23 protein-coding genes and 1 tRNA gene are annotated in these 22,881 nt (G+C 51.9%); 9 read left to right on the top strand and 15 right to left on the bottom strand.

Going from position 1 to position 22,881, the window contains the following annotated elements; all coding sequences use genetic code 11:
• Positions 1-114 precede the first annotated feature (114 nt).
• The 6 genes from AC52W5_RS00875 to queA form a co-directional block, all read right to left on the bottom strand.
• On the bottom strand, positions 115-774 hold the full coding sequence (locus tag AC52W5_RS00875) for a DedA family protein (RefSeq protein WP_074975921.1): 660 nt from the start codon (positions 772-774) through the stop codon (positions 115-117).
• Positions 775-842: 68 nt separating this feature from the next.
• Positions 843-1,775 carry a protein translocase subunit SecF gene (gene secF, locus AC52W5_RS00870; RefSeq protein ID WP_495669615.1) on the bottom strand — a complete coding sequence of 311 codons (933 nt, stop codon included), beginning with the start codon at positions 1,773-1,775 and terminating at the stop codon, positions 843-845.
• Positions 1,776-1,815: 40 nt separating this feature from the next.
• Positions 1,816-3,660, bottom strand: coding sequence for a protein translocase subunit SecD (gene secD, locus AC52W5_RS00865; protein WP_495669614.1), 1,845 nt, complete (start codon positions 3,658-3,660; stop codon positions 1,816-1,818).
• A gap of 70 nt (positions 3,661-3,730) precedes the next feature.
• Complete coding sequence (yajC, locus tag AC52W5_RS00860; protein WP_074975918.1) at positions 3,731-4,069, bottom strand: preprotein translocase subunit YajC; 339 nt, start codon at positions 4,067-4,069, stop codon at positions 3,731-3,733.
• 39 nt (positions 4,070-4,108) lie between these two features.
• Positions 4,109-5,212 carry a tRNA guanosine(34) transglycosylase Tgt gene (tgt, locus tag AC52W5_RS00855; protein WP_495669613.1) on the bottom strand — a complete coding sequence of 368 codons (1,104 nt, stop codon included), beginning with the start codon at positions 5,210-5,212 and terminating at the stop codon, positions 4,109-4,111.
• A gap of 119 nt (positions 5,213-5,331) precedes the next feature.
• Entirely contained in the window at positions 5,332-6,408 is a 1,077-nt protein-coding gene (gene queA / locus AC52W5_RS00850; RefSeq protein ID WP_495669631.1) for a tRNA preQ1(34) S-adenosylmethionine ribosyltransferase-isomerase QueA, read from the bottom strand.
• Positions 6,409-6,506: 98 nt separating this feature from the next.
• On the opposite strand from queA, the gene AC52W5_RS00845 reads away from it, so the two are divergent.
• The 3 genes from AC52W5_RS00845 to AC52W5_RS00835 all read left to right on the top strand — a co-directional run bounded on the left by AC52W5_RS00845 (position 6,507) and on the right by AC52W5_RS00835 (position 8,619).
• Positions 6,507-6,593: transfer RNA gene (locus AC52W5_RS00845), tRNA-Leu, on the top strand.
• 83 nt (positions 6,594-6,676) lie between these two features.
• A complete protein-coding gene (locus AC52W5_RS00840) occupies positions 6,677-8,032 on the top strand; it encodes a DUF6538 domain-containing protein (protein ID WP_495669612.1) in 1,356 nt (451 codons plus the stop codon).
• 134 nt (positions 8,033-8,166) lie between these two features.
• A complete protein-coding gene (locus AC52W5_RS00835; protein WP_495669611.1) occupies positions 8,167-8,619 on the top strand; it encodes a hypothetical protein in 453 nt (150 codons plus the stop codon).
• Between the two features lie 60 nt (positions 8,620-8,679).
• Here AC52W5_RS00835 and AC52W5_RS00830 read toward each other — a convergent pair.
• Together AC52W5_RS00830 and AC52W5_RS00825 are read right to left on the bottom strand one after the other, a co-directional pair.
• A protein-coding gene (locus AC52W5_RS00830) for an IS3 family transposase (protein WP_495669610.1) occupies positions 8,680-9,833 on the bottom strand; the annotation gives its coding sequence in 2 pieces (ribosomal slippage) (positions 8,680-9,593 and positions 9,593-9,833; 1,155 coding nt in all).
• A gap of 891 nt (positions 9,834-10,724) precedes the next feature.
• Complete coding sequence (locus tag AC52W5_RS00825; protein ID WP_495669609.1) at positions 10,725-11,006, bottom strand: hypothetical protein; 282 nt, start codon at positions 11,004-11,006, stop codon at positions 10,725-10,727.
• A 92-nt stretch (positions 11,007-11,098) separates the two neighbouring features.
• Here AC52W5_RS00825 and AC52W5_RS00820 point away from each other — a divergent pair, with 92 nt between their 5' ends.
• From AC52W5_RS00820 to AC52W5_RS00810, 3 genes are all read left to right on the top strand, one after another.
• Positions 11,099-11,497: a surface-adhesin E family protein gene (locus AC52W5_RS00820; RefSeq protein WP_495669608.1), complete on the top strand. Its 399-nt coding sequence runs from the start codon at positions 11,099-11,101 to the stop codon at positions 11,495-11,497.
• A gap of 315 nt (positions 11,498-11,812) precedes the next feature.
• Positions 11,813-13,065, top strand: a protein-coding gene (locus AC52W5_RS00815; protein ID WP_495669607.1) for an IS3 family transposase whose coding sequence is annotated in 2 segments (ribosomal slippage) — positions 11,813-12,167 and positions 12,167-13,065 — 1,254 coding nt in all. Because the reading frame shifts where the segments join, the coding sequence is not laid out codon by codon here.
• 345 nt (positions 13,066-13,410) lie between these two features.
• Positions 13,411-14,562: a sensor histidine kinase gene (locus AC52W5_RS00810; RefSeq protein WP_495669606.1), complete on the top strand. Its 1,152-nt coding sequence runs from the start codon at positions 13,411-13,413 to the stop codon at positions 14,560-14,562.
• 1,196 nt (positions 14,563-15,758) lie between these two features.
• Here the strand turns inward: AC52W5_RS00810 and AC52W5_RS00805 are convergent.
• The 3 genes from AC52W5_RS00805 to AC52W5_RS00795 form a co-directional block, all read right to left on the bottom strand.
• Positions 15,759-16,064 (bottom strand): HigA family addiction module antitoxin, encoded by a 306-nt coding sequence (locus tag AC52W5_RS00805; protein WP_495669605.1) that lies wholly within the window; start codon positions 16,062-16,064, stop codon positions 15,759-15,761.
• Positions 16,065-16,075: 11 nt separating this feature from the next.
• The gene (locus tag AC52W5_RS00800; protein WP_495669604.1) at positions 16,076-16,354 is read right to left on the bottom strand and encodes a type II toxin-antitoxin system RelE/ParE family toxin; all 279 of its coding nucleotides are present in this window, start codon (positions 16,352-16,354) and stop codon (positions 16,076-16,078) included.
• Between the two features lie 507 nt (positions 16,355-16,861).
• A complete protein-coding gene (locus tag AC52W5_RS00795) occupies positions 16,862-17,869 on the bottom strand; it encodes a hypothetical protein (protein WP_495669603.1) in 1,008 nt (335 codons plus the stop codon).
• Positions 17,870-18,054: 185 nt separating this feature from the next.
• Here AC52W5_RS00795 and AC52W5_RS00790 point away from each other — a divergent pair, with 185 nt between their 5' ends.
• On the top strand, positions 18,055-18,486 hold the full coding sequence (locus AC52W5_RS00790; RefSeq protein WP_495669602.1) for a DUF1622 domain-containing protein: 432 nt from the start codon (positions 18,055-18,057) through the stop codon (positions 18,484-18,486).
• A 63-nt stretch (positions 18,487-18,549) separates the two neighbouring features.
• Here AC52W5_RS00790 and AC52W5_RS00785 read toward each other — a convergent pair whose 3' ends face one another.
• Positions 18,550-19,200 (bottom strand): glutathione S-transferase family protein, encoded by a 651-nt coding sequence (locus tag AC52W5_RS00785; protein ID WP_495669601.1) that lies wholly within the window; start codon positions 19,198-19,200, stop codon positions 18,550-18,552.
• A 15-nt stretch (positions 19,201-19,215) separates the two neighbouring features.
• On the opposite strand from AC52W5_RS00785, the gene AC52W5_RS00780 reads away from it, so the two are divergent.
• Together AC52W5_RS00780 and AC52W5_RS00775 are read left to right on the top strand one after the other, a co-directional pair.
• Complete coding sequence (locus tag AC52W5_RS00780) at positions 19,216-19,332, top strand: zincin-like metallopeptidase domain-containing protein (RefSeq protein ID WP_495669600.1); 117 nt, start codon at positions 19,216-19,218, stop codon at positions 19,330-19,332.
• 476 nt (positions 19,333-19,808) lie between these two features.
• On the top strand, positions 19,809-19,940 hold the full coding sequence (locus tag AC52W5_RS00775; RefSeq protein WP_495669599.1) for a hypothetical protein: 132 nt from the start codon (positions 19,809-19,811) through the stop codon (positions 19,938-19,940).
• A 310-nt stretch (positions 19,941-20,250) separates the two neighbouring features.
• Here the strand turns inward: AC52W5_RS00775 and AC52W5_RS00770 are convergent, their stop codons facing one another.
• The 3 genes from AC52W5_RS00770 to AC52W5_RS00760 form a co-directional block, all read right to left on the bottom strand.
• Positions 20,251-20,877, bottom strand: a complete 627-nt coding sequence (locus AC52W5_RS00770; RefSeq protein WP_495669598.1) for a PEP-CTERM sorting domain-containing protein — start codon at positions 20,875-20,877, stop codon at positions 20,251-20,253.
• 315 nt (positions 20,878-21,192) lie between these two features.
• Positions 21,193-22,071, bottom strand: coding sequence for a M28 family peptidase (locus tag AC52W5_RS00765; protein WP_495669597.1), 879 nt, complete (start codon positions 22,069-22,071; stop codon positions 21,193-21,195).
• A gap of 113 nt (positions 22,072-22,184) precedes the next feature.
• Positions 22,185-22,862 carry a Crp/Fnr family transcriptional regulator gene (locus AC52W5_RS00760; RefSeq protein ID WP_495669596.1) on the bottom strand — a complete coding sequence of 226 codons (678 nt, stop codon included), beginning with the start codon at positions 22,860-22,862 and terminating at the stop codon, positions 22,185-22,187.
• Between the last annotated feature and the right edge of the window lie 19 nt (positions 22,863-22,881).

Genomic DNA, 22,881 nt, shown 5'->3' with positions numbered 1-22,881 from the left:
TGTCATATCGGCGGAAGCCGGTATGACATTCAAAGTACGCCATTATTGGTTTGGGCTGGATTCCGGTTTGCTGGATTCCGGGGCAGGCCCGGAATGACGAGATTCATAGTCGTTCTAGCGGACGCGGGCTGGGGCGCGATTTCCGAGCCAACTCCGCATGAACTGTATCAACCCTGGAAGAACCGAAATGATAATGATGCCGAAAATGAAGAAGGTCAGATTATTCTTTACTATCGGCACATTGCCAAAGAAGAATCCTCCGAACACGAAGAAACTGATCCAGAAAATGCTGCCGAAGGCGCTGTAAGCCATGAAACGGGGATAAACCATTCGTCCGATACCTGCGACAAACGGCGCAAAAGTACGGATGATAGGCAGAAAACGTGCAAAGATTATGGTCTTTCCACCATGCCTGGCATAAAAGGCTTCGGTTTTTTCCAGATGGGCGCGATTCAGCAGGCGCGAGTCAGTCCGCTTGAATATTCTCGGGCCGAAATAGCGCCCGATCCAATAATTCGTATTATCTCCGCAGAATGCGGCCAGCATGAGCAGGGCTGCCAGCCCGGTTACCTCCATCGCGCCTGTAGCTGCGATAGCGCCCGCGACAAACAGCAGTGAATCCCCTGGCAGGAACGGAGTCACCACCAGGCCTGTTTCACAAAAAATTATCAGGAACAGTATGAGATAAACCCAACTGCCATAATTCTCCACCAGCCAGATCAGGTGTTTATCAAGGTGGAGGATGATGTCGATAAAGGTGGCAATAATTTCCAAAATAGACTGAATGAATATGAAAGGCTTCCGGGAAGGGAAAAGCCTGGGTTTTGATTACGGATTCCAGTTCAAGGTACTGCTTCCGGTTCAGGTTTCTTTTCGGGTTTGACAATATCCTTGCGCGAGACACCCAACAGCATGAGAAGGGGGCTTGCGACCAGCACAGAGGAATAAATGCCGAACAGAATGCCGATGGTGAGCGCCAGAGCGAAGTAATGCAGTGATTCGCCGCCGAAAAGCAGCATCGATACCACGACCATCTGGGTGCTGCCATGCGTGATGATGGTACGCGACATGGTTCTGGTAATGGCGTTGTCGATGACTTGCGACACCGACGCCCTGCGCATTTTGCGGAAATTCTCCCGTATCCGGTCGAATACCACCACTGATTCGTTTACGGAATACCCCAGAATCGCCAGTATGGCGGCAAGAACCGTGAGTGAAAATTCCCATTGGAAGAATGCGAAAAACCCCAGGATAATCACGACGTCATGCAGATTGGCGATGATGCCGGAAACGCCGAATTTCCACTCGAACCGTATTGCCAGGTAAGCGACGATCCCCAGCGACACAATCAGCAAGGCCAGTGCGCCGTTTTCCACCAGCTCCTTGCCTACCTGGGGACCCACAAACTCTACCCGGCGCAGCTCCGCCGCCTCGTTATCCGCGTGCAACGCGGCGATCACTGTCTCGGAAAGCTTTGCGCTCGACATGTCGGCCTTGGCTGGCAGGCGTATCAGCACATCCCGGGAGGTACCGAAATTCTGCACGCTGGCATCAGCCATTCCGAGTTTGATCAAGGTACCCCGGATACGGTTGAGATCTGCCGGTTGGGTGTAACTGACTTCCATGACCGTTCCGCCGGTAAAATCAACCCCCAGATTCAACCCTTTGGTAACGAGAAAAAAAACGGCCACGATAAAAGTAACCAGGGAAATGGTCGTCGTGTATTTCCCCCAGCTCATGAAAGGGATGTCGCGCTTGAACCTGAAAAATTCCATTGATGGCCCTTATTCTCTCAAAGATACGCTTTTTCCGCTGTCAACGCTTGTTGGTCACAGGCTTCCACACCTGCCCGATGGAAACCCGTTCCAGCTTGCGGCGGTTGCCATATACCAGATTGACGAAGCCGCGCGAGACCATCACCGCGCTGAACATGGAAGTCAGGATCCCCAGGCACAGCACGACAGCAAATCCCTTTATCGGGCCCGACCCGAACGCAAACAAAGCGATACCCGCAATCAGGGTAGTGATGTTGGAATCGAGAATGGTCGCCCAAGCGCGCTCGTAACCGGCATTTATCGCGCCCTGCGGCGGCATGCCCTCCCTCAGTTCATCGCGTATGCGTTCGTTGATGAGCACGTTGGCGTCGATGGCCATCCCCAGGGTAAGCGCAATGGCGGCCATGCCGGGAAGCGTCAGGGTTGCCTGCAGAATCGAAAGAAGACCGACCAGCAGCAGCAGGTTGACGCCGAGTGCCAGCACCGAGATGAAGCCGAACACCAGATAATAGATGGTCATGAAAACGGCAATCATCGCGAAACCATAAAGGGTGGAGTTAAATCCGCTCTCGATGTTTTCCGCGCCCAGGCTCGGACCCACGGTTCGCTCTTCGACGATATCCATGGGAGCAGCCAGCGCCCCTGCGCGCAGCAGCAACGCCACATCCCTCGCTTCCTCGGAAGTCATGCGGCCACTGATCTGCACCCTTCCACCGCCGATTTCTTCCCGGATCACCGGGGCGGTGACCACTTCAGCCTGGTTTTTCTCGATCAGCAGAATGGCCATGCGCTTGCCGACGTTATCGCGGGTAAGCTGCTGGAAGATGCGGGCGCCGCTGTTGTCCAGGTTGAGGTGGACCGCGGGCTGGTTATTGTTGTCGAAGCCCGGCTGCGCATCGTTGATCCGGTCACCTGTCAGTACTACCTGTTTTTTTACCAGCAGCGGGCCGCCTCCGCGTTCGTTGTACAGCTCCGAGCCAAAGGGAATCTGTCCCCTCAAGGCGTCGCTGAGGTCGTGTTCCTCGTCAACCATGCGGACTTCGAGCGTGGCCGTGCGTCCCAGAATATCCTTGGCTTTGGCGGTGTCCTGCACACCCGGCAGTTGCACCACCACCCGGTCCGCTCCGGCCTGCTGGATGATAGGCTCGGCCACGCCGAGCTCGTTGACGCGGTTGCGCAGGGTGGTGATGTTCTGCTGTACGGCAGCGTCCTGGATTCGCTTCTGCGCCTCCGGCCTCAATGTGGCCGCCAGATGGAACTCGGTGCCGACATTCTCTCCCCGCAAATCCAGGTCAGGGTAGTTCTTTTTGATTTCCGCCTCTGCCTGCGCGCGCGATTCCGCATTGCGGAATTTGACGACGATCAGCGAGCCGCGCTTGTCGAGGCCCGCATAGGGAATTTTTTTCTCCCGCAGACTGCCGCGGATATCGGAACCGAAGCGATCAAGGGCTTTGGAGAGGGCGCCTTTCATATCCACTTCCAGCAGGAAATGGACGCCCCCCCGGAGATCGAGCCCAAGATACATCGGCAGTGCGCCGACGCTGGCCAGCCATTGGGGAGAATTGGGCAGGAGATTCAGTGCCACCATGTAGCCGTTGCCCAACAGCGACTGGAGCATATCCCTGGCCTTGATCTGCGCATCGGTATCGGCAAAGCGCACCTTGATGCTGCCCCCCTCCAGAAACATGCCGCTGGTTGGCAGGTTGGCTTCCTTGAGCGCTTCTTCAACGCGATTCAGCAACCCGGTATCAGCCTTGGCCGCAGTCCTTAGTGGCGAAATCTGTACCGCCGGCGACTCTCCATAGAAATTCGGCAGGGTATAGAGCAGGCCAAGCAGTATCGAAACCGCGATAAGGAGGTATTTCCAGGCAGGATAGCGGTTCATGTTTTTGGAGTAGACAGAGGAGGAGAAGGGGCGAAACGCCCGCGTCGTACAGTGTTTACAATAGTTTCAATTATTCTTTTTCGATGGTGTTCAATGTTCCCTTGGGGAGCAGGGTTTGAACAGATGACTTCAGTATGACTACCTGCACATTTTCTGCAACCTGCAGGACGATGTAATTTCCGCTGATCCTGGCCACCCGACCCAGCACGCCCGACGCAGTTGTCACTTCATCGCCTTTTTGCAACGCCTCGATCATCAGCTTCTGTTCCTTGGCGCGCTTCGCCTGCGGACGAATCAGCAGCAGGTAAAACACAACGAATATGGCGATCAGCGGGAGCAGACTCATAAAATCGGCCCCGGGCGGTGCGGCGGGTGCGGTGGCCTGAGCGTAGGCTGCACTAATCAACATGGCATTCTCCGGTAATGGAATAAAAAGAACATGATTTTATCACGAGGCCGTTTGTGCTTGAAACGCTTGCGCATATTCCTGGAACTGCCCGCTTTCGATTGCAGTGCGGATTTCGCCCATCAACTGCTGATAATAATACAGGTTATGCAGCGTGTTGAGGCGCGCACCCAGAATTTCGCCGGTTCGCTGCAAATGGTGCAGATAAGCGCGACTGAAATGCCGGCAAGTATAGCAGGTGCATTGTTCGTCCGCCGGACGGGTATCGAGGCGATACTGGCTGTTGCGCAGCTTGATGACCCCTGCTCGCGTATACAACCATCCATTGCGCGCATTGCGTGTCGGCAGCACGCAATCGAACATGTCTATACCTTGCGCCACCGCATCCACGATATCAGCGGGAGTGCCTACACCCATGAGGTACCGGGGCTTCTCCACCGGCAGGCGGGGCGCGGTATGTCTGAGAATGCGCCGCATGTCGGCCTTGGGCTCTCCCACTGAAAGCCCTCCGATTGCATAACCATCGAAGCCCATGTCCAGCAACCCCGCCAGGGATTCATCGCGCAGATTTTCATACATCCCCCCCTGGACAATACCGAACAGCGCGTTGCGGTTTCCACCTTCATCGTGCGCCTGCCTTGAGCGCTTCGCCCAGCGCATGCTCAATTCCATGGATTCTCCCACCGCCCGCTCATCCGCCGGATAAGGCGTGCATTCATCGAATATCATGACAATGTCAGAATTGAGCACATGCTGGATGCGCATCGATTCCTCGGGCGTAAGAAAGCACGTATCACCGTTCACGGGGGACTTGAACTTCACCCCCTGCTCCGTGATTTTTCGCAAAACGCCGAGGCTGAATACCTGAAATCCGCCGGAGTCGGTCAGTATGGGGCCGTCCCACCCCATGAACCGATGCAATCCACCATGCGCTTCGATGACTTCGAGGCCGGGGCGCAGCCACAAGTGGAAGGTATTGCCAAGCACTATGTGGGCGTTGATTGCTCGCAAATCCGAAGGTGACATTGTTTTTACCGCACCATAGGTACCCACCGGCATGAAAGCAGGCGTCTCCACAACGCCGTGTGTGAGCGACAAGGTGCCGCGACGGGCCAGGCCGTCAATGCGATGCAATTGAAATTTCATGGATCAAGCTACTGAATAAGGCAGTTTTATAGAAAGAAGACCAAGCAGTTTTTTAGAGGATAGCGCTATGACTGGAGGCAAACGATTGTGTCCGCAGATTCGTTATTCCAGGCTTTAATCTATATCCCCCCTGCCCTTTCGATCAGCATCGCGTCGCCAAAGCTGAAAAAGCGATAGCGTTCTTCTATCGCATGTCGATACGCCTGCCGGATATTTTCGACCCCGCCGAACGCGGACACGAGCATTAACAACGTCGACCGTGGCAAATGAAAGTTGGTCAGCAGGCAATCCACCACTCGGAATTGATAACCCGGCGTAATGAAAATATCGGTTTCGCCCGCTCCGCATTTTATCTGAGCGCCATCTTCCCCATTATCATCTGGTTCCGCTCGCTTCTCCGTAGCTGCTGCCGCGGCTTCCAGCGCCCTGAGCGATGTGGTGCCCACTGCCAGTACCCGCCCACCTTCGGCTTTCGCATGCTTAATGCATTCCACGGTTTCCGCAGACACATCAAAAATTTCGCTGTGCATTCTGTGATCGGCAATATTTTCCACCCGGACCGGCTGGAAAGTGCCGGACCCCACGTGCAGCGTCACATGCGCCATCACCACCCCCATTTTCCGTAACAACTCCAGCATGGGCTCATCGAAATGTAGGCCTGCGGTCGGAGCGGCCACTGCGCCAGGCCGAGTCGCATAAATGGTCTGATACCGCAGCTCGTCAGATTTTTCCACTGGGCGTGATATGTAAGGAGGTAGCGGCAGATTGCCGTAACGTTCCAGCAACTCGATGACTGTACCCTCGTGCTCGAATTGCAGGGTATAAAAATCATGCTCCCGGGACAGGACGGTAACCTCGATCGCGTCAGCAAGGAAAAGCTTTGATCCCGGTTTCGGTGAATGACTGGCGCGAATAACAGCCATTACGCGCTGCCTGTCGAGCACGCGCTCCACCAACACCTCCACCCTGCCGCCGGTATCTCTCACGCCATACAGGCGCGCCTTGATGACGCGGGTATCGTTAAAAACGACCACGTCGCCGGCGCGCAAATACGACGGGAGATCGGCAAACCTCCTGTCCTGCAATGCGCCGCTTGCAGCGTCGAGATGCAACATGCGGCTATTGCCCCGCTTCTCTGCTGGAAACTGCGCAATCAGTTCAGGGGGAAGGTCGAAGTCGAAATCCTGAATTTTCATCACGCGTATTATACCGGCAGCAGGAATCGCGCTACGGGTTGCCGCAAATGAGGTTTTCAGTGATAATGCCCCTCCTGAAAAAGAACAGGAAAAGCTTTGCCGGGATGGCGGAATTGGTAGACGCACGGGACTCAAAATCCCGCGACCGCGAGGTCATGGGGGTTCGATTCCCCCTCCCGGCACCAGCTGTAAGTCTTCAAGCAGTTAAAAATCAATAGGTTATCCAGCATATAGTCTTCTTGTGGTGGTACTTTTGTGGTACCATCTAATGAAACTATTGCTCGGTCGCATTTTCAGCGTGTCTATCAAGTACGTCTATCAGCGCGGTAATACCTATTATTACCAAAGGAAGATTCCCCAAGACTTACTCCCGCGTTACCCCGGTACAACGCATATCAAAGTCAATCTCAAGACCAATGAACCCGCTCAGGTTGCCAAGAAGGTACGAGACCTCAATAGACAATATGAGTCTACTTGGACGGCAATGCGGGGCAACCCTGATTTACAGCCGTTAAGCATTCGGCAAGCGGCAGTAAAGCTGCTTGACCAGTATGGCCTCAAGCCTCTGCCAGCGAACAATGATGAGCATGGAGTTGATTCTTTCATAGGGCTTCTCCAGAGGAAACACGAAGCGCACTCACAAGGCGACCCGGAGGTGTACGAGAACGCGGACCCTGAGGAATACTTGGAACCTGCTGAAGTAGAAGCACTACGGCTACTGAATGAGGAACCAAAGTTTCGCCTTAGCGATGCCCTCCCCGTCTACCTCAACGGCCACAAGAATAAAAATAATATCAAGTTCCGGGCAGACACCGAGCGAGTGTGGGCAAGACTGATAACGCTGGTTGGAGATAAGGAATTTGAGCAGATAGGCCGAGCAGATGCAAATGAATTTGTTACAAGAGGAATTGCGGAAGGCGGTAAGACTACAACAATAGAACGACAGATAAGCATTATAAGGGCGGTCTTCAACGTAGCTATAAACGAAAGGGAGATACCCAAGAGAAACCCGTTTTTGGGATTAAGAATCCCAGGACTAGGGCAAGACTCGAAAGCCAGGGAACCATTCGATAATGGTCAACTAGTTATCCTCATCCAAGAGTGCAAGAAAAGGGACGATGACTTACGGTGGCTAGTTGCCCTACAGATTGACTTGGGATGCCGCCTAGCTGAAGCTGTAGGACTAGCGTTGAAGGACCTGCACTTAGATACTTCCGTCCCATATGTCTCCTTTCGGCCTCACCCTTGGCGAACGCTGAAGAACGAATCCAGTAAGCGAAATGTCCCCCTGGTGGGAGTGTCCCTATGGGCAGCACAGAGAATTGTCCAGGCAGCACAGCCGGGACAAGTCTATGCCTTCCCTCGGTACACCAATAAGGATAAATGCAAGGCGACTCACGCTTCCAATACGCTCAATAAATGGATTGAGTCTTGTCTCGGGGTCCATAAAACAAACCATGAATTTCGCCATACCATCAGAGACCGTTTGCGTAATGTGGGGGCACCTAAGGATATTCAGGATGCAGTAGGGGGATGGGGTAAGGAAGACATTGGGGACAAGTACGGCTTGGGGTACGGACTGGGGCAGTTGAAGATGTGGATGGATAAGATTGTTTTGGAGTAATCCTCGGGCTACAAGTGGAATCCTCAGAGAAGCGGCCAGGTCACAGGGATTAACCTCCATTATCAAGAGAAGTTGGTATAGATTAAAATCGCGGATACCGATAATTCCCTGTATATCAGATTTTAAGGATACCCATGGCTTTGGAACTCGTCACCGCCATTCAAAGTTTCAAAACTCTCAGTGAGCTTTTAAAAGGTGCTATTGGCCTTAAGAATGAACAAGCAATCAGGACTGCCATTTCAGATGTGAATTCCAAACTCATGGACGCACAGATGGTAGCACTAGAGACCCAAGAGGCGCGGTTAAGAGACCAGGAACTGATACGCGACCTTGAGATGAAGTTGGAGCAGGTGTATGAATGGAAGACTGAAGCAGCGAGATACGAACTGCGCGAATTGATACCGGGTAGGCTCGTGTATTCTCTAAAGTTGGAGTCAGCGAATGGAGAACCGTGTCACTTTCTCTGCACAAACTGTTTCGGCGAACATAAAAAATCTATACTCCAGGTGGACGATGACCTGTGGTTTTGCCAGAAATGCAAAACATCGCTGTCAAAGTATGGCTCTTTACCCCACCCCGGTAAGTAATTTCACCAAAAATTTGTCTCAGGGTACCCTACGCTCCAGCGTTACGATTCATCCCGGGTTTTACCCCATTTCTCCGGACGGTTTGGTTAAGCCTGAATCCTGCTTCTGACGCATTTCCAGCTGTCGCCGTTTTCGCGGATTATGGAATCGCTCGATATAGTCGAAGATATCCGTGCGCGCCTCAGCCCGGGTTCGATACTGGCGACGATATATTCGCTCCCGCTTGAGCAAGCCAAAGAAGCTCTCTGCTGCCGCGTTGTCAGCACAACTACCGACAGCGCTCATGCTGCAAATCAGATTGTGTCCTTGCAGGAAACGTTGATACTCGTCACTGGTAAACTGACAGCCGCGATCTGAGTGCAGGATGACCGCAGTTTTTGCCTCGCGTTGCCAAAGTGCCATGAGTACGGCCTGCAGCACCAGCTGTCGATCCTGGCAGTGGCTCATCGACCAGCCGACCACGATGCCCGAGTACAGGTCCACGACCACGCACAGATAAAGCCAGCTTTCCTGGGTGCGCACATAGGTTATGTCCGCCACCCACCGGCTGTTGGGCTCACTTGCTGTAAAGTCCCGCTGCAGGTGATTGTGCACATTCTCTGGTCGAAGGCCACAGACCTTCTTGTGCCAGCGTTTACGCTGCGGGATGCCATGCAATTCCTGCTCTCGCATCAGCCGTGCCACACGGTTCAACCCGCATGCCTCACCTTCATAACGCAATTCCTTCCAGACTCGTGGACTGCCCATCACCCCATCGCTGCCATCATGAATCTTCCTGATGCGCTCCAGCAAGCGTCGGTCATCCTGCGCTCTCTGACTCAAGGGCCGATCTCGCCAATCATAGTAACCGCTGGTTGATACATGCAGACAACGACACATCAGGCGAATGGGGAAGGTATCGCGGCAGCGTTCGATCATGCGATATCTCATTTCGACGCTTTCGCGAAGAACGCTGCCGCTTCTCTTAAAAAATCCCGTTCCTTCCTGACCTGGATCAGCTCACGTTTGAGCGCAGCCATTTCCTCATCACGTGGCCTGCCCTGACCCTGAAAGGCTTTATTACCAACCGAGCCCATTTCCCGGCACCAGCGGCTCAGCATATTGGGATCAATCCCCAGATCACGCGCGATCTGGCTTGCCGGCACATTGGCAGACCGAACCAGTTGTACCGCTTCCTGCTTGAACTCCGCTGCGTATTTCCTTCGCGTTGCCATGACACACCTCCTGACTCATTATCAGCCTTTTTAGATGTGTCCGTGAAATCGGGGGAAAACCCCCCCCCTCTACCCCCTCATTCATCTCATGACAGCCTTATCAAAGACAGTCTTGATATCAAAAAGACTTTTGTCTTGATTAAGATAGAGCCACCTTAGATTTATGTTAATCTAATATGGAGCGATAGAAAGCTCAGTTAGAACAATACCTTTCAATCAGGAGGACGATGGATACACTCACATTGGAAACACCATCCCCGGACGAGATAAGGGCACTACTAAAGAAGCATAAGCTAACCAGGGAGCAAGCTGCTGGCCTCTTACATGTCTCGTTAAGGACTATGCACAACTGGTTAGCTCCTGCTGGTACAGTTAACTACAGAGCTATGCCCCTAGCTGCTTGGGAACTCCTACTGATTAAGGTGGGGGAAAAAGAAGTTGACAGATGGATTCAATGAATCTATAGTTCGTCTTACTGAGTGCGGCAATCCTGCCATAGCGCCAGTAACAAGAGGAGGTCTCACCATCATGGCAACATTCAGCATCACCTTCCGCAAATCCGTTATTGAGTTCTACGGCTTTTCCGCTGTTTATATCCGAGTAGGTTCCTTCGAGCGCTTCTGGAATACCGAGGGCTACCCCTCACACTAACTTTTAAGAGGGCCTGATTAGGCTACTACTGGGGAACTACCGGTTTATCTATGGAGCACTCCTGGTTTACCTATAGTTATCCTCTTATATGAATGTTTAACGGCTTCTGCTAGGGGCTTTGGTCACACTACTTTTAGGGGGTCAACGGGGAATACTGCTGAAAATTACTTGAGGGGATTTTGGAGATTACGATTGGAGGAGTGCTGAGGGGTACTCCTCCTTTCTATTTGGAGGCTTGCCTTACGTTCCCCACAGCTTGCTAATAAAACAAGCTATCTCCCCCGAGAGCGAGGACAATGTTAAGCCCAAGGCCAACCAAACTACTCCCATAGTTTCCAGGCGTATCCCGCCTATAACTGCTTCTTCAATCAACTTCTGAATATCCCTATCGCCTTCTGTCCTAGCCTCTACCTCAGCTTCCATAGCAGCCTTCCGTTTCTTCGCCTCTTCCTCAAGTTTGCGCCGTCCCTCATTAATCTGTGTATCAGTAACGCACAGTCTTTCCTCAAGTATAGCCGTCACCCCTAGAGAAGCTGGAGCCGTGTTCCAGTGATGGCTAGTGGGTGGTCTTCAATTAGAATGCGCATGAGTTAATTAACTGGAGGCTATGGGGTATGAATAAGGCGGTGATAGGGCTGGTGGTGTTGATGCATGTGAGTACGAACGCGTTAGCTGAGAAGTGGATGGAAGCCGCCAGGACGGATTCCTATACAGTATATATTGATGCGGACTCATTACATAAAGCCGGAAGAGGAACCAAGGCGTGGACGCTGTGGGACTACAAGAAACCACAAGATGTACGAGGTAACAAGATAGCATCTAATAAGAGGCTCACTGAGTTTGATTGCAGTGCGCCAGCCTTCACCCTTAGACATATGGAAGCATTTAGCGGTCGAATGGGGGGAGGGCATATCATAAGCACAGTTGGCACTCCGGAGTCTTGGGAGCATGTATTCCCCGAGACTGTGGTGTCAAAGCTTTACTATTTAGCAACAACAATATGTGACTTATAGGACACTCCAGTTCCCTTAGCGCCGTGTCTGGTGTTTATAGTCCGATTAGGGTATACCCAAAACTGACAGAAGGAGCCTGACACTTTGACCACTAATTTGCGTCAGACTAGGGTTTATATCCCATTAGTTGACATGCCCATTTGAAAGGTCCTAGACTTCAATCTGACAATTATTCAGAGAGGGAGGCAGCAATGGCAGCACAGCGAGTAGGGTATATTCGGGTAAGCACGCTAGACCAGAATACACAGAGGCAGCTTGATGTAGTAGCCCCCAATTGAACCGGACACAGATGCACTGATGACAGGAGATAGGCATATGCCTGGTGCTATGCATAGTGCTTCGGGTTTTGAACGTATTGAAGTAGTAACCGGTGTTGAGCGCCGCAGGCGCTGGACCCTGGGTGAGAAATTAAAAGCTGTTGAGGAATCGCGCTTGCCGGGCATGAGTGTCTCATATGTGGCACGCAAATATGGTATCTCTCCCAGCTTGTTATTTCGCTGGAGGAAGCTCATGACTGAAGGAGGCAAGGAAGCTGTTCGTAGCGATGATGCGGTAGTGTCCGCGGCCGAGGTACGGGAGTTGAAGAAGCGAATTCGCGAATTGGAGCGGGTGCTGGGCAAGAAAACCCTGGAGAACGAGATTCTCACCGAAGCGGTGAAGCTTGCCCATGAAAAAAAACTGATCTCGCGCATGCCCTTGCTGTCAGGGGACGATTCGCTGTGAAGGCCATTGCCAACACGATGAGTGTGGCGCGCTCCCATCTTGTGGAACGGATGAGGCCGCAGGAAAAGTCTTTTCGCTGCCGCTATAACAAAGCCGACGATGCCTGGCTGTTGCCCTTGATCCGCGAACTGGTGGATGGCCGGGCAACTTACGGATACAGAAGGATTTGTGCTCTTCTTAACCGCAAACTGGAAGGAATGGGCAAGCCTGCTGTCAATCACAAGCGGGTCTATCGCATCATGCGTCAGAACGGGCTGTTGCTGGCCCGATATACGGGCAAACGGCCTCAACTTTCTCATGAAGGCAAAGTGATCACCTTGCGTTCCAATTTGCGCTGGTGCTCGGATGGTTTTGAGATTCCCTGCTGGAATGGGCAAGTGGTGCGCGTTGCCTTCGCGCTGGACTGCTGTGACCGTGAAATCATCAGCCACGTTGCCACCACCGGCGGCATTACCGGGGAGATGGTGCGCGATCTGATGATTGAATCCATTGAGCAACGCTTCGGGAGTATTAACCGACTCCCGCACAGCGTGGAATGGCTCAGTGACAATGGCAGCTGTTACACCGCCAGAGAGACGACTGCTTTTGCACAGGATATGGGCTTCATCAGCTGTTTTACTCCCGTCAGAAGTCCCGAATCCAACGGCATGGCCGAAGCCTTCGTCAAGACCTTCAAGCGGGATTATGTCTATGTCCATGATCGTCCCGATGCCAAAACCGTCATGTCACAGCTTGACCAATGGTTCGAGGATTACAATGAATATCATCCTCACAAGGGGCTCAAGATGAAGTCGCCAAGACAATTCATCCGCAGCCAGTTACTAACCGCATCCTGTCCGGTTTAATAGGGGCAACTCCAAAAGCTCATACTGCGCGGTAAGCCACACTCTTGTTTTAAGAAACGTTCTCTTCGCAGAATAGCCCGTCTTCCGCATGGCTCAACCACTACGCCATTTTGATCGAGAACATTACCTTTTGCTCCGCTACAGCTCACGAATGTCCCTTAGCAATCTCACAATATCCTAGACCAGGCCGTGACGGGACGCTAAAATGCGCGCCGTTCCACCGGTCACACAACGGGTACCCCTGATTCGGTGTGTGGCAAACCTAATTTGTTTCTTCTTTATATCCGAGCCAGACGTTGCAACCGTAGTCTGGTTTTTGGATCCTACAGACAAGGGCAATCATTTATGACTTTGGCAACTGACCAGAATCTCGACCTTGAAAAGCTGTCCCCAAATGCCAGGAGGATGTTGGAGCTTCGGGATGAGGTCCTGTGGGAATGGGCAGAAAGGGTTCGGCAATCCCTTGAGGAAGCTGAACAGCTGCCCCACCCGATCCTGATCAATACTTTCCCGTCCCTATATGACAACATCGCAGAAGCGATTACCCCGGGCTACCCCAGGGCCACGGGAAATGAAAGCAACACTGTAGCGAGTGAGCATGGTGGCGAGCGCGCTAGGCTGACGAGCTACAACGTCCATTCAGTCATATTTGAATATCAGATACTGCGATGGACGATCTTTGAGGTTTTAAAGGGGAATGGCGTTCAGCTTAACGATGACGAAATTTACCGGATCAATGCTTCCATTGATGGGTCAGTGCGTGAGGCAGTAAATGCCTTCGCCCTTGCGCAATTAGCGCTGCGCGAAAGATTCATGGCCGCTCTGACCCATGACCTGAGAAATCCATTATCAAATGCAAAACTTGCTGCCCAATTGATTGAACACTCCTCAGAGTTGGACAGGATAAAGGAATTTGCAGGGCAAATTGTTGCAAGCCTCGATCGTATGGACGGAATGATTCAGGATTTGCTCGATTCGGCCCGATTCCAGAGTGGAGAACGGCTACAGCTTCGGCTCGAAGAATTCGACATGCAGGAGCTCGCGAAGGAAGTGTGTGAGCAATTCAATTTCGCGCATGGACCGCGTTTTCAACTCATTGCCCGCTCTACCAGAGTCTGGTGGGATCGGGAAGCCATCAAAAGGGCGATGGAAAACCTTCTTGGCAATGCCGTCAAATATGGAGCTTCTGACACTCCTGTCAGGATCAAAATTGATCCAGTACATGGACGTGTGGTACTGACCGTACATAATGAAGGAGAGCCCATTCCCAAGGGACAAATAGAGTCCATATTCCAGATATTCCAAAGAGCAGCAGCGGCAAGGGAAGGGAACAAGAAAGGCTGGGGCATAGGTTTGCCGTACGTGCGCAGTGTTGCGGAAAGTCATGGTGGAAGTATTGAAGTTGATAGTGCAGAACACCGCGGAACAACTTTCCTGATAAGCATGCCAGCGGATGCCAGGCCCTATCAGCATGCCCCAACACTCGAGGGAGAGTGATCCTGCAAGCAGAGACAGACGTAAAGCTGAATAACTTTTCCGTTTCAGCCTGAATTCTTTTTTACTCCTCGAGCGATTACATGAAAGGTGGTAATGATGCCGAAGCTCACTTTGTAATTGCTTATCTGCTTCTAGGAGGACGGGAACAATAACGCAATACCGAAATGGGCGCTGTGCTTGTCCCCAGCACCCGAATAATTTTGCTCAACTGTAAAACCACTGCTTCACACCTCCATTCTTCGCTGAAAAGCTCTATCGTTAGAGCAAGCCTCGCACGCGCGTCCTTGCATTGATCCTTCGCCACCAGGCGACGGCAAAGCCCTGCCAAGGTATTTTTTCCTGAGTCTCAAAATATCACTTGGCGCGAGCTAAGCCGTGACTAATGTTATATTGCAGAATGGGTATCGCCGCAGACCCATTCTGCGCCGCGGATTTTTACTCCAACGATTCGGGAGTAATACTTGCGTGTTCCCACTTCCAGGGAATATTCTCGTTTTGCCAAAGTTCTCTTAATGCTGGGATCTCTTCCAGGTCCCAGTTTTCGTCCAGGTCCCAGTTTTCGAGTGGATCATCTAAGAAGGCATCCATACTTGTCCCCCATTTAAGTGTCTCTGTTAATTTAAGGTACAAACGGCACCAAAACGTACTTCCCGTTGTTGCCTACGGCTTGCCATCAACTGATGGGGCTAACTAAGTTACTATGATCTATGCCATAGTAATTGCATCTTAAGAAATATGCTGATTCTCATCTGTACGGTGGCTCACAATAATCGTTACGACCCCTGAATCGGATGTTTCCGGCTTGCCCAGCCCATCCGGGATGTAATCCGCGACTTGGGCAGTCCACAGCGCATGAGCGATTAATAGACCCGCCAGTAAGCGGGCTTGCGCCGTAGTCTCACTAAATGGATTCGTTCAATAAATTGCCTTCCCTCGGTCTCTCCCGCTACCAGATGGGACAGTTCTCCGTATCGCCTGGAAGCCTTGCTGCCCAACGGCGCATAAGGACCCAATCACCTAGCAAGTCATGAACAAGCTCAACCTCATACCAACGCTGCGCCGTTTCCCAACGTGCACGGACAAGACCCGTGGCCAAAAATCCTACTTCTGATCCCTTTTCTGTTCCTTTCATGCCTTCCGAACTGCTTTGAAGATTGGTTCTGGCATTTTTATTTTCCAATTCTTTCCCGAAATCTTCACTGGCCTCCTGTGGCCGGATGTGGCTGGACAACCTGGTTGACGATAATGGTGTCCGCCCGTGCCTCGACTTGGGCAAGATCGAAAATCATCTGCAGCCGCATCCAGAAAGCAGGAGTGCTTCCCATGGATTTTGATAGTCTTACCGCCATCTCTGGCGATATGCCGGCCTTTTCGTTGATGAGACTGGACAGGGTAGGCCGTGACACGTTTAACGCCTTGGCAGCCGCGGTAACACTTAAATCCAGCTCTTCGATTGCGCTTTTCACAATACGCCCTGGATGAACAGGATTTTTCATGGCCATTTTCAGCTCCTTCAATGGTAATCGGTTAAGTCCAGATCCTGCGCCGCTCCATTCTCGAAGCGGAAAATGATCCGCCAGTTTCCGGTAACGCGAACACTCCAAAATCCCCTGAGATTGCCGGTGAGCGGGTGGAGCCGATACCCGGGGATATCGGCTTCCTCGACTGTCTCGGCTGCCTCCAGAATTGTGAGAATTTCCTCAACTCTGGCAACCATGTTTGCCCCGATACCCCTACGGTCGCCCTTTCCGTATAACCTTTTCAGGGCCTTGTGACGGAAACTCTCGATCATGAGCGAGTGTAGCCTGTAGCCTCACACATTACAACAACTTGTGAGCTCGATGAGCTATGTCAAGCCTCTACGATTACCTCATAGCCCTGATCAATTTGCTCTCACACAGTTTAAAAATGATGTGATAGGGCATCGATCAAAAGTCAAAAAAGTATTTAGTGATAGGCTTTTTGGGGGATTAATCGGCCTCTCATTAGAGCTAGCTTTAATGAGAGGTGGGTTCGTCTTGAGGTATGGAGGTGGTCAAGCTGGATGAGCAGGATTGTCCGGTAACTGTCTCAAGCTTGAGAGTTCTTCATCCACCCTCATCACCAGCTGATCCTTCTTCAAGCTGCGCATTGCATCAGCCTTTTTAAGCAATACCGCTTCCGTCACCACTGACAGAATCCTCTCCTTCGACAGTCCTCTACGTTTGACGTGAGGTGAGATGTATTGACAGGGAGCCGGAGTAGTTGCCAGCAACAATCAAGCGCCAGCCTGGCCAGGGTGGCTAGATTAACCGGAAGTTCAAAACTGATACGACACACCCACCGAGACATTGGTGTTGTACACAACATCTTCTTCGAAGCTTTGCTTCCGGGGCGACCGTTGAAAGCCGGCTCGCAAGCGGCATCGTTCGGAAAGTTTATACCTGGCGTTTAACTCCCCCACGATCACGGTTTCATGCCCGCCTTTCCGTTCGTCTCCTTCGACGCTGCTGAGCCAATTGTTGCGTTCATAATGCAGGCCCAGTTGGACTCCGAGGCGTTCCGTGATCTCTGATTCTAATCCAAACGCCACATAATGATTGGTATAGGAAGTATCGTCCTTCAGAACTGGCTGGTGGCGGCCATCCGCCAATCCCTTCTCAAAGTGATAGCCTAGCGTGAAGTTAACACGGTTTGTTGCATGCCATACGAGGTGTGGACCGACTGTCCAGAATGTGGTGTCTCTCTCTGCGAAGGGATTATTGTACAATCGGGCGCCATAGCGGGTTAGCAATCGCACTTCCCAGTCATCCGACAGGCGCTGCTCCAAGCGTACTGATCCAATGTAGCTAGTCACCCGTTCCTCAGCAAGGGAATCCGCGCGCCTGCTTTTATTATCTCCTAAAAAGAGGTTCGGCGACGAGTAGAAGCGGACCCGCACTTTCGTTCCCGGCACTAGCTCGTGCAATGCCTCGATGCCGAAACTCGCATGGTTGAAGCGTGAATTGAGCGTATAGATAAAAGCCTGCGCTCGAGCGGAAATCTCCGTGCGCCCCCATCTTGATGAGGTCAAGGAATGCATCACATTCAGGTCCGGTTCGAAGACCATGTCCGAACCCTTGCCGAGCAGGCTCGAATCCAACACCGGTTGCGTCGGGTCTCCCTCCAGATTGAGGCGCCGGGTCGCCGAGAACAAGGCCACATCGTCGGTGTAATGCAGAGTGCCCTCGGGATTGGCGGACCAGTCCGCGGATGTGGCAGGCAATGCCCTGTATAGCATTATCATGCCAGCGAGGTAGCAGAACCATTTGGAGGGCCGCCACCTCACACGTTATCCTATCCTGGAAAAATTTCAGAAAAATGCACGGTGGGCGGGTTTCGAAAAAATTACAATCAGCAAAGATGGTGGGCTGCGGGTGATGATCCGAAACCTCGGTTTACGAATTCCGGTAATTGCATGAAACGGCGCAAGTCGTATGTATATAGGCGCGTCGCGTCTGCCGATTGTCGATTTTGGCGAACTATTCGATCTCCGACGAACTTAGCGAGCTGTTGAAATTGCGCAGCGGGCAATGTATGGAGCCCATTAAAACCTATACCATTTATCTAGCCTCAGGCGTCGAAGCGGTAGCTGCCATAATCATTGCGCTGGCGGTTTTTGAAGCTACCTATCATGCTTTAAGACTGTTCTTGATTAGACCTCCAGAACCGGAGCAGAGAAAGATTGATGTACGGCTCAGGTTAGGTCGCTGGCTATCCTTGTCGCTTGAGTTCATGCTGGCAGCTGACATACTAAAAACCGCTATTTCTCCAACTTGGGATGATATAGGCAAGCTTGCCGCAATCGCGGTATTGCGTACAGCACTTAATTATTTTCTTGAACGCGAAATTCGGGTTTCTGAAAGATCCTGTCAAGCTCCTTTATCTCCAGCGAAAGAGCAATGAAGAACGACGGAACTGCCACTGCATGATGTACCGCACCCTTTCAAACCTATAGAGAAATGGACATTATCGGTTTTGTGCGAGGTATGAAACTGGTTCCATATTCTGGCGTTGCAAAGCGAGCCTCACGCCTTCATCGGCTTCCATTCGCGCACGATGTCTTTTTAGATTTGGATAATTGTCGATCGATAGTGGGGTCTGTTCGATCCATCGAGTGAGCACATAGAGATAGGCATCGGCAAAACTCCGTTCCTTCAGGTACCAGTCTCCGGCAACTGCTAGATTTCCCTCCATGCGAGCGTAATGCGCTGCCAGCTTTTCATACGTTTTGGTCTTGATTTCTTCTTGAGCCGCCTCGCTGTCTGCGAATGCTTGTGCTGCAAAGTGGGGGCCATAGGTTGCGTGAACTTCAGAAGTCATGTAACTCAGCGCTTCGGCTTCCTTGCGCCCCAGCTTCTGATTGCGCGCATAGCCCTCTTTGCCATATTCGGCGCCGAGATACGCCAGAATCGCCGCAGCTTCAGTTAATACATCGCCGTCGTCAAATTGCAGGGCCGGCACCTTACCTTTTGGGTTGATAGACAGATACTCCTCTTTTTTTTGATCGCCATGTTCCATCGTTTTGATCGTCACAGGAGCATTCAGCCAGGCAACGGCAATGTTGGGTGCCAACGCACAGGTACCCGGCATAGTATAAAGAATGGGGTTACTCATCATGTTCTCCTAAAGTTCATGATTCCCAACCATGCCGGCTACATCGAGTCATGGATCAAGGTGCTGAAGAACGACAAACGCATCCTCTTCACCGCAACCAGCAAGACACATTGCTGCATCAGGATCGTGGCATGAAGCGGTCCCTGATGGGCGAGGCCATATTCCACTCGCATTAATATATCGGGTTCCGATAAAATTTGGTGAAAGCACGGCCACAGTTCATACCCAAGATGTCAGGACCCTTAAGGGCGTACACCTTCTCAACCCGAACTCATGGAAGCTTCCAGGCCGGACGCGCTTTATTAACCCTCCGGTATATACCCCATTTTTCCCCCAAGTCGCATTTATTATAGGCCCCTTTTTAGAGCTTGTAGTTAGATGGAGATATTTTCGCACGTGCGAAATGCCTTCAGGCATGGTTTACCGCTGTCTTGAGCATCGCACTGGCCTTGAACACTGCACTTTTGTAGCTTTGATCGTCACATTCTCTCCGTCTTGGAATTTTGGCCAGTACGCCCGCTGCGGCTGCGGAAAACAACGACTAGGTGATCACTGTCTTTTGGACAAAGTGCTTGGCTTTACTTACTGGATCACCAGACGGAGCTCGAACTATGAATCGAGTCCAAGTATTGATACAAATTGCACCCTTGATCTTTGCCCAGAGCAAGCATTACAGCCGCTCCGACCGGTACGCCTACATTCCTACCAGCGAAATCCTGAGGGAAATTCGTGCGATTCAATAATGGGAATGAAATTCTGGACGTAGGGCCACTTGACCATGAGTGACAGCGGTTCGTGGAAGTTTGAAAAGGCGAGAATCGGTATCTATGACGAAGATATAGATGTCATGAACCCTGGCAACAACAACCGAGGTTCTCCGAATCATGGGATCGATAACAAGAGAAGGGGGTTTCAGTGACTGGAAGCCCAGAAAGAACGCAAAGGGCTTATGAGTGCTCACTTGAAAAGGTGAAGGGCAGGAAACAGACTGATGGAGATTGGGTTTAGACAACCCCTCCCGGGAGGAGGGGCTGGCGCCAGAGTCAGATCAGTTCAAGCGCTTTTTTTACTGTTCCTGCCTTTCACCATGGCGCCCATCAACCCGAGCCCTGCAAGCAGCAGGGCATAGGTTTCCGGTTCAGGAACGGGGGGAACCTGACCAATGGTGGGAACCTGAGTGATTGTAAAGGTCATCGTGTTGCCTTGGCCCGGATCGAAGGGGCTGATCATAAAGCCCGCGGTGACAGCAGGATCGCCGCTGGCAAGGCTTCCGCTGAAGTCGAGATTACGCGGCCCGCTCGACTGATCGAGCGAGAAGCCGGAAAGTACCGAGTTGTTGTGCTGGGTGAACACGACTCCATTGCCCCGATCAGGTTCTCCGATAGTGTAGTGAAAGTCGGTCCAAAGTTGACTGGAGCTATTGATGAGCGCCTCTTTCACCGTGTAGGGATTGCCCGGACCTGTGCTATGTTCGACAGTGAATGTCAGGACAATTGGATCAACGCTATTGAAGACTTTGGTCAGATCCAGCACTCGATTGGTATCATCTATCGTGTAGTTAAACGATCCCAGACCGTCACCGTTTGCGCTTATACTGGTAATGACGCCTGCGGCCGATGCAGCGGAAATGGAACCTCCGAACGCTAAAGCAGCTATCGCTATCTTGGAAAAATTATTCATTGTTGTACTCCTTATTATAATCACTGCGTTTTATTAGAAGTTATTACGTTCGAATCGCTACAGGCCTTGATTCTGGTTTCAAAGATCAGAAAAAGCACCCTATAGCTTTATCATTCTAATGTTTATTAGATACAGAGGGGATGGGCCGAATTGGCTATTAAAATAACCGAAAGACTCCGAAAAGGAGAATGATCTTACTGGTAGCGAACTTTACCCGTGATAGCCTATTTTATCGTGGGTAAAATTTCGCCCCAGATTCAGGCCGAGAGATTACGCTCTGCAAGAGAAACAACCAGGGCGTTAATTTTCCTGAATTTAAGCAACTGAACGGGCAAGGCCCGGGACCACTGCCTCCAGCCCATCGATGACTCTGGTCAGGAAATCGTAGTTTACTTTGTCCGGTGTATCCTCTGGCGTATGGTAGTGCCTATAGCGCAGAGGCGCGGTATCGGTGAGCATTACTGCGGGATATCCCTCTTTCCAGAAGGACCAATGATCGGAACTCCACGCACCGGGAAAGTTGGTCGGAAGCGTCAGCGCTTCGCAGGGGAGATTCGGACACAAATCAAACAGACGATTGGTCTCCCGCAACAATTCCTTCGAACGATTGTTGCCCACCAGCGCGATGAAATCTCCTCGCCTCGGCAGCAGCAGTCCCATGAATGACAACCGCTGGCTTCCTTTCTGCCCAGAGCAGTAACCGATGGTCTCAAGACAGATCATTGCCCTGATCTTTTCCCCACGTTCACGGCATCGACGTGCGTAAACCCGGCTCCCCATTGTGGCAGTACGGGTAAAGGGGTGTTCTTCGTTCGTGAAGGCGACCAGACGCACAGTACGCGGGAAGGTTTTTCCTGAAAATGCACGGGCAAGTTCAAGAAGCGCGGCGATGGCGGAACCATTGTCGTTTGCACCCGGGGAGCCGTGATGCGTGTCGTAATGGGCCCCGAGAATGAGGATTTCCTCCGGCCTGTCGGTTCCGGTGATCTCCACCTCCAGATTCGCGAAGCGCCGCCCTTTTGTTTCGTAGAACTGCTGATTGACATGGTAATCAAGAGCGCCCCAAGACCGGTCGATGAAGGCTGCCGCTGCCGCCAACCCGTCATATTGGTAGAGGTTACGCTCCCCGATATCGGAAGCCAGTTTAGTCACATGCTCGCGTATGCGCTCAGTCCGTATCCTTTCCTGCATCATAATTCCTCCTTTTTCAGTTTAGGTATCCTGATGCAGGCTCCCATCTACGTGGATTTTTCTGCCTCGATTGTTCGTAGCTGTGTTGCTGTCCCTAATCCACAATGAGATTCAACTCATGCCAAGGAATTGGCCTTCGGGACTATGCTGCTTTTCTCATGCCTCTCCTCGTACGTCAGCACATCATCAAATACCTGGTCAAATTCCTTTCTAATGATGTCATAGCAATCGCAAGCCTCCTTTTGGAGCCCGTCCCGGTCAATAACCGTGATGTGGCCCCGGCGGTAGCGGATCGTCCCCGCTTCCTGCAATTTTCCGGCAATCTCTGTAACACCCTCGCGTCGCACGCCTAGAATGCTCGCCATCAATTCCTGGGTCATAACAAGTTCCTGAGAGCCGAGCCGATCCAGGGCTAGCAACAACCAGCAGCATAGCTGTTGCCCGATTTTATGATGTCTCGTGCATACCGCGCTCTGCCCGACCTCCGTGATAAGCGCATGGCTGTAACGCAGCAACAAGCGTTGCAGTGGCCCCCTCTGGTTGAATTCCTGTAGCAGGAGCGCGCCTTTCAGGCGGTAGCCGAGACCGGCGATGTGAACTGTAGCCCAGCTTGGAGCGCTTTCGCATCCTGTCAACAGTGGCATACCGAGCATGCCCTCACACCCCACGCCAGCACTTGCCGAGGATGAGCCATTTTCCAGGATGTGGTGAAGGGAAATGATGGCGGAAGTCGGAAAATAGACATAAGCAGGAAGCGGTCGGTCGGCTTTCCATAGGGAATCCCCAAGCGCCATGGGGACTAATTCCAGATGG

Source organism: Nitrosospira sp. CT, from assembly GCF_059489795.1.
This window is presented reverse-complemented; position numbering and strand designations above follow the sequence as displayed.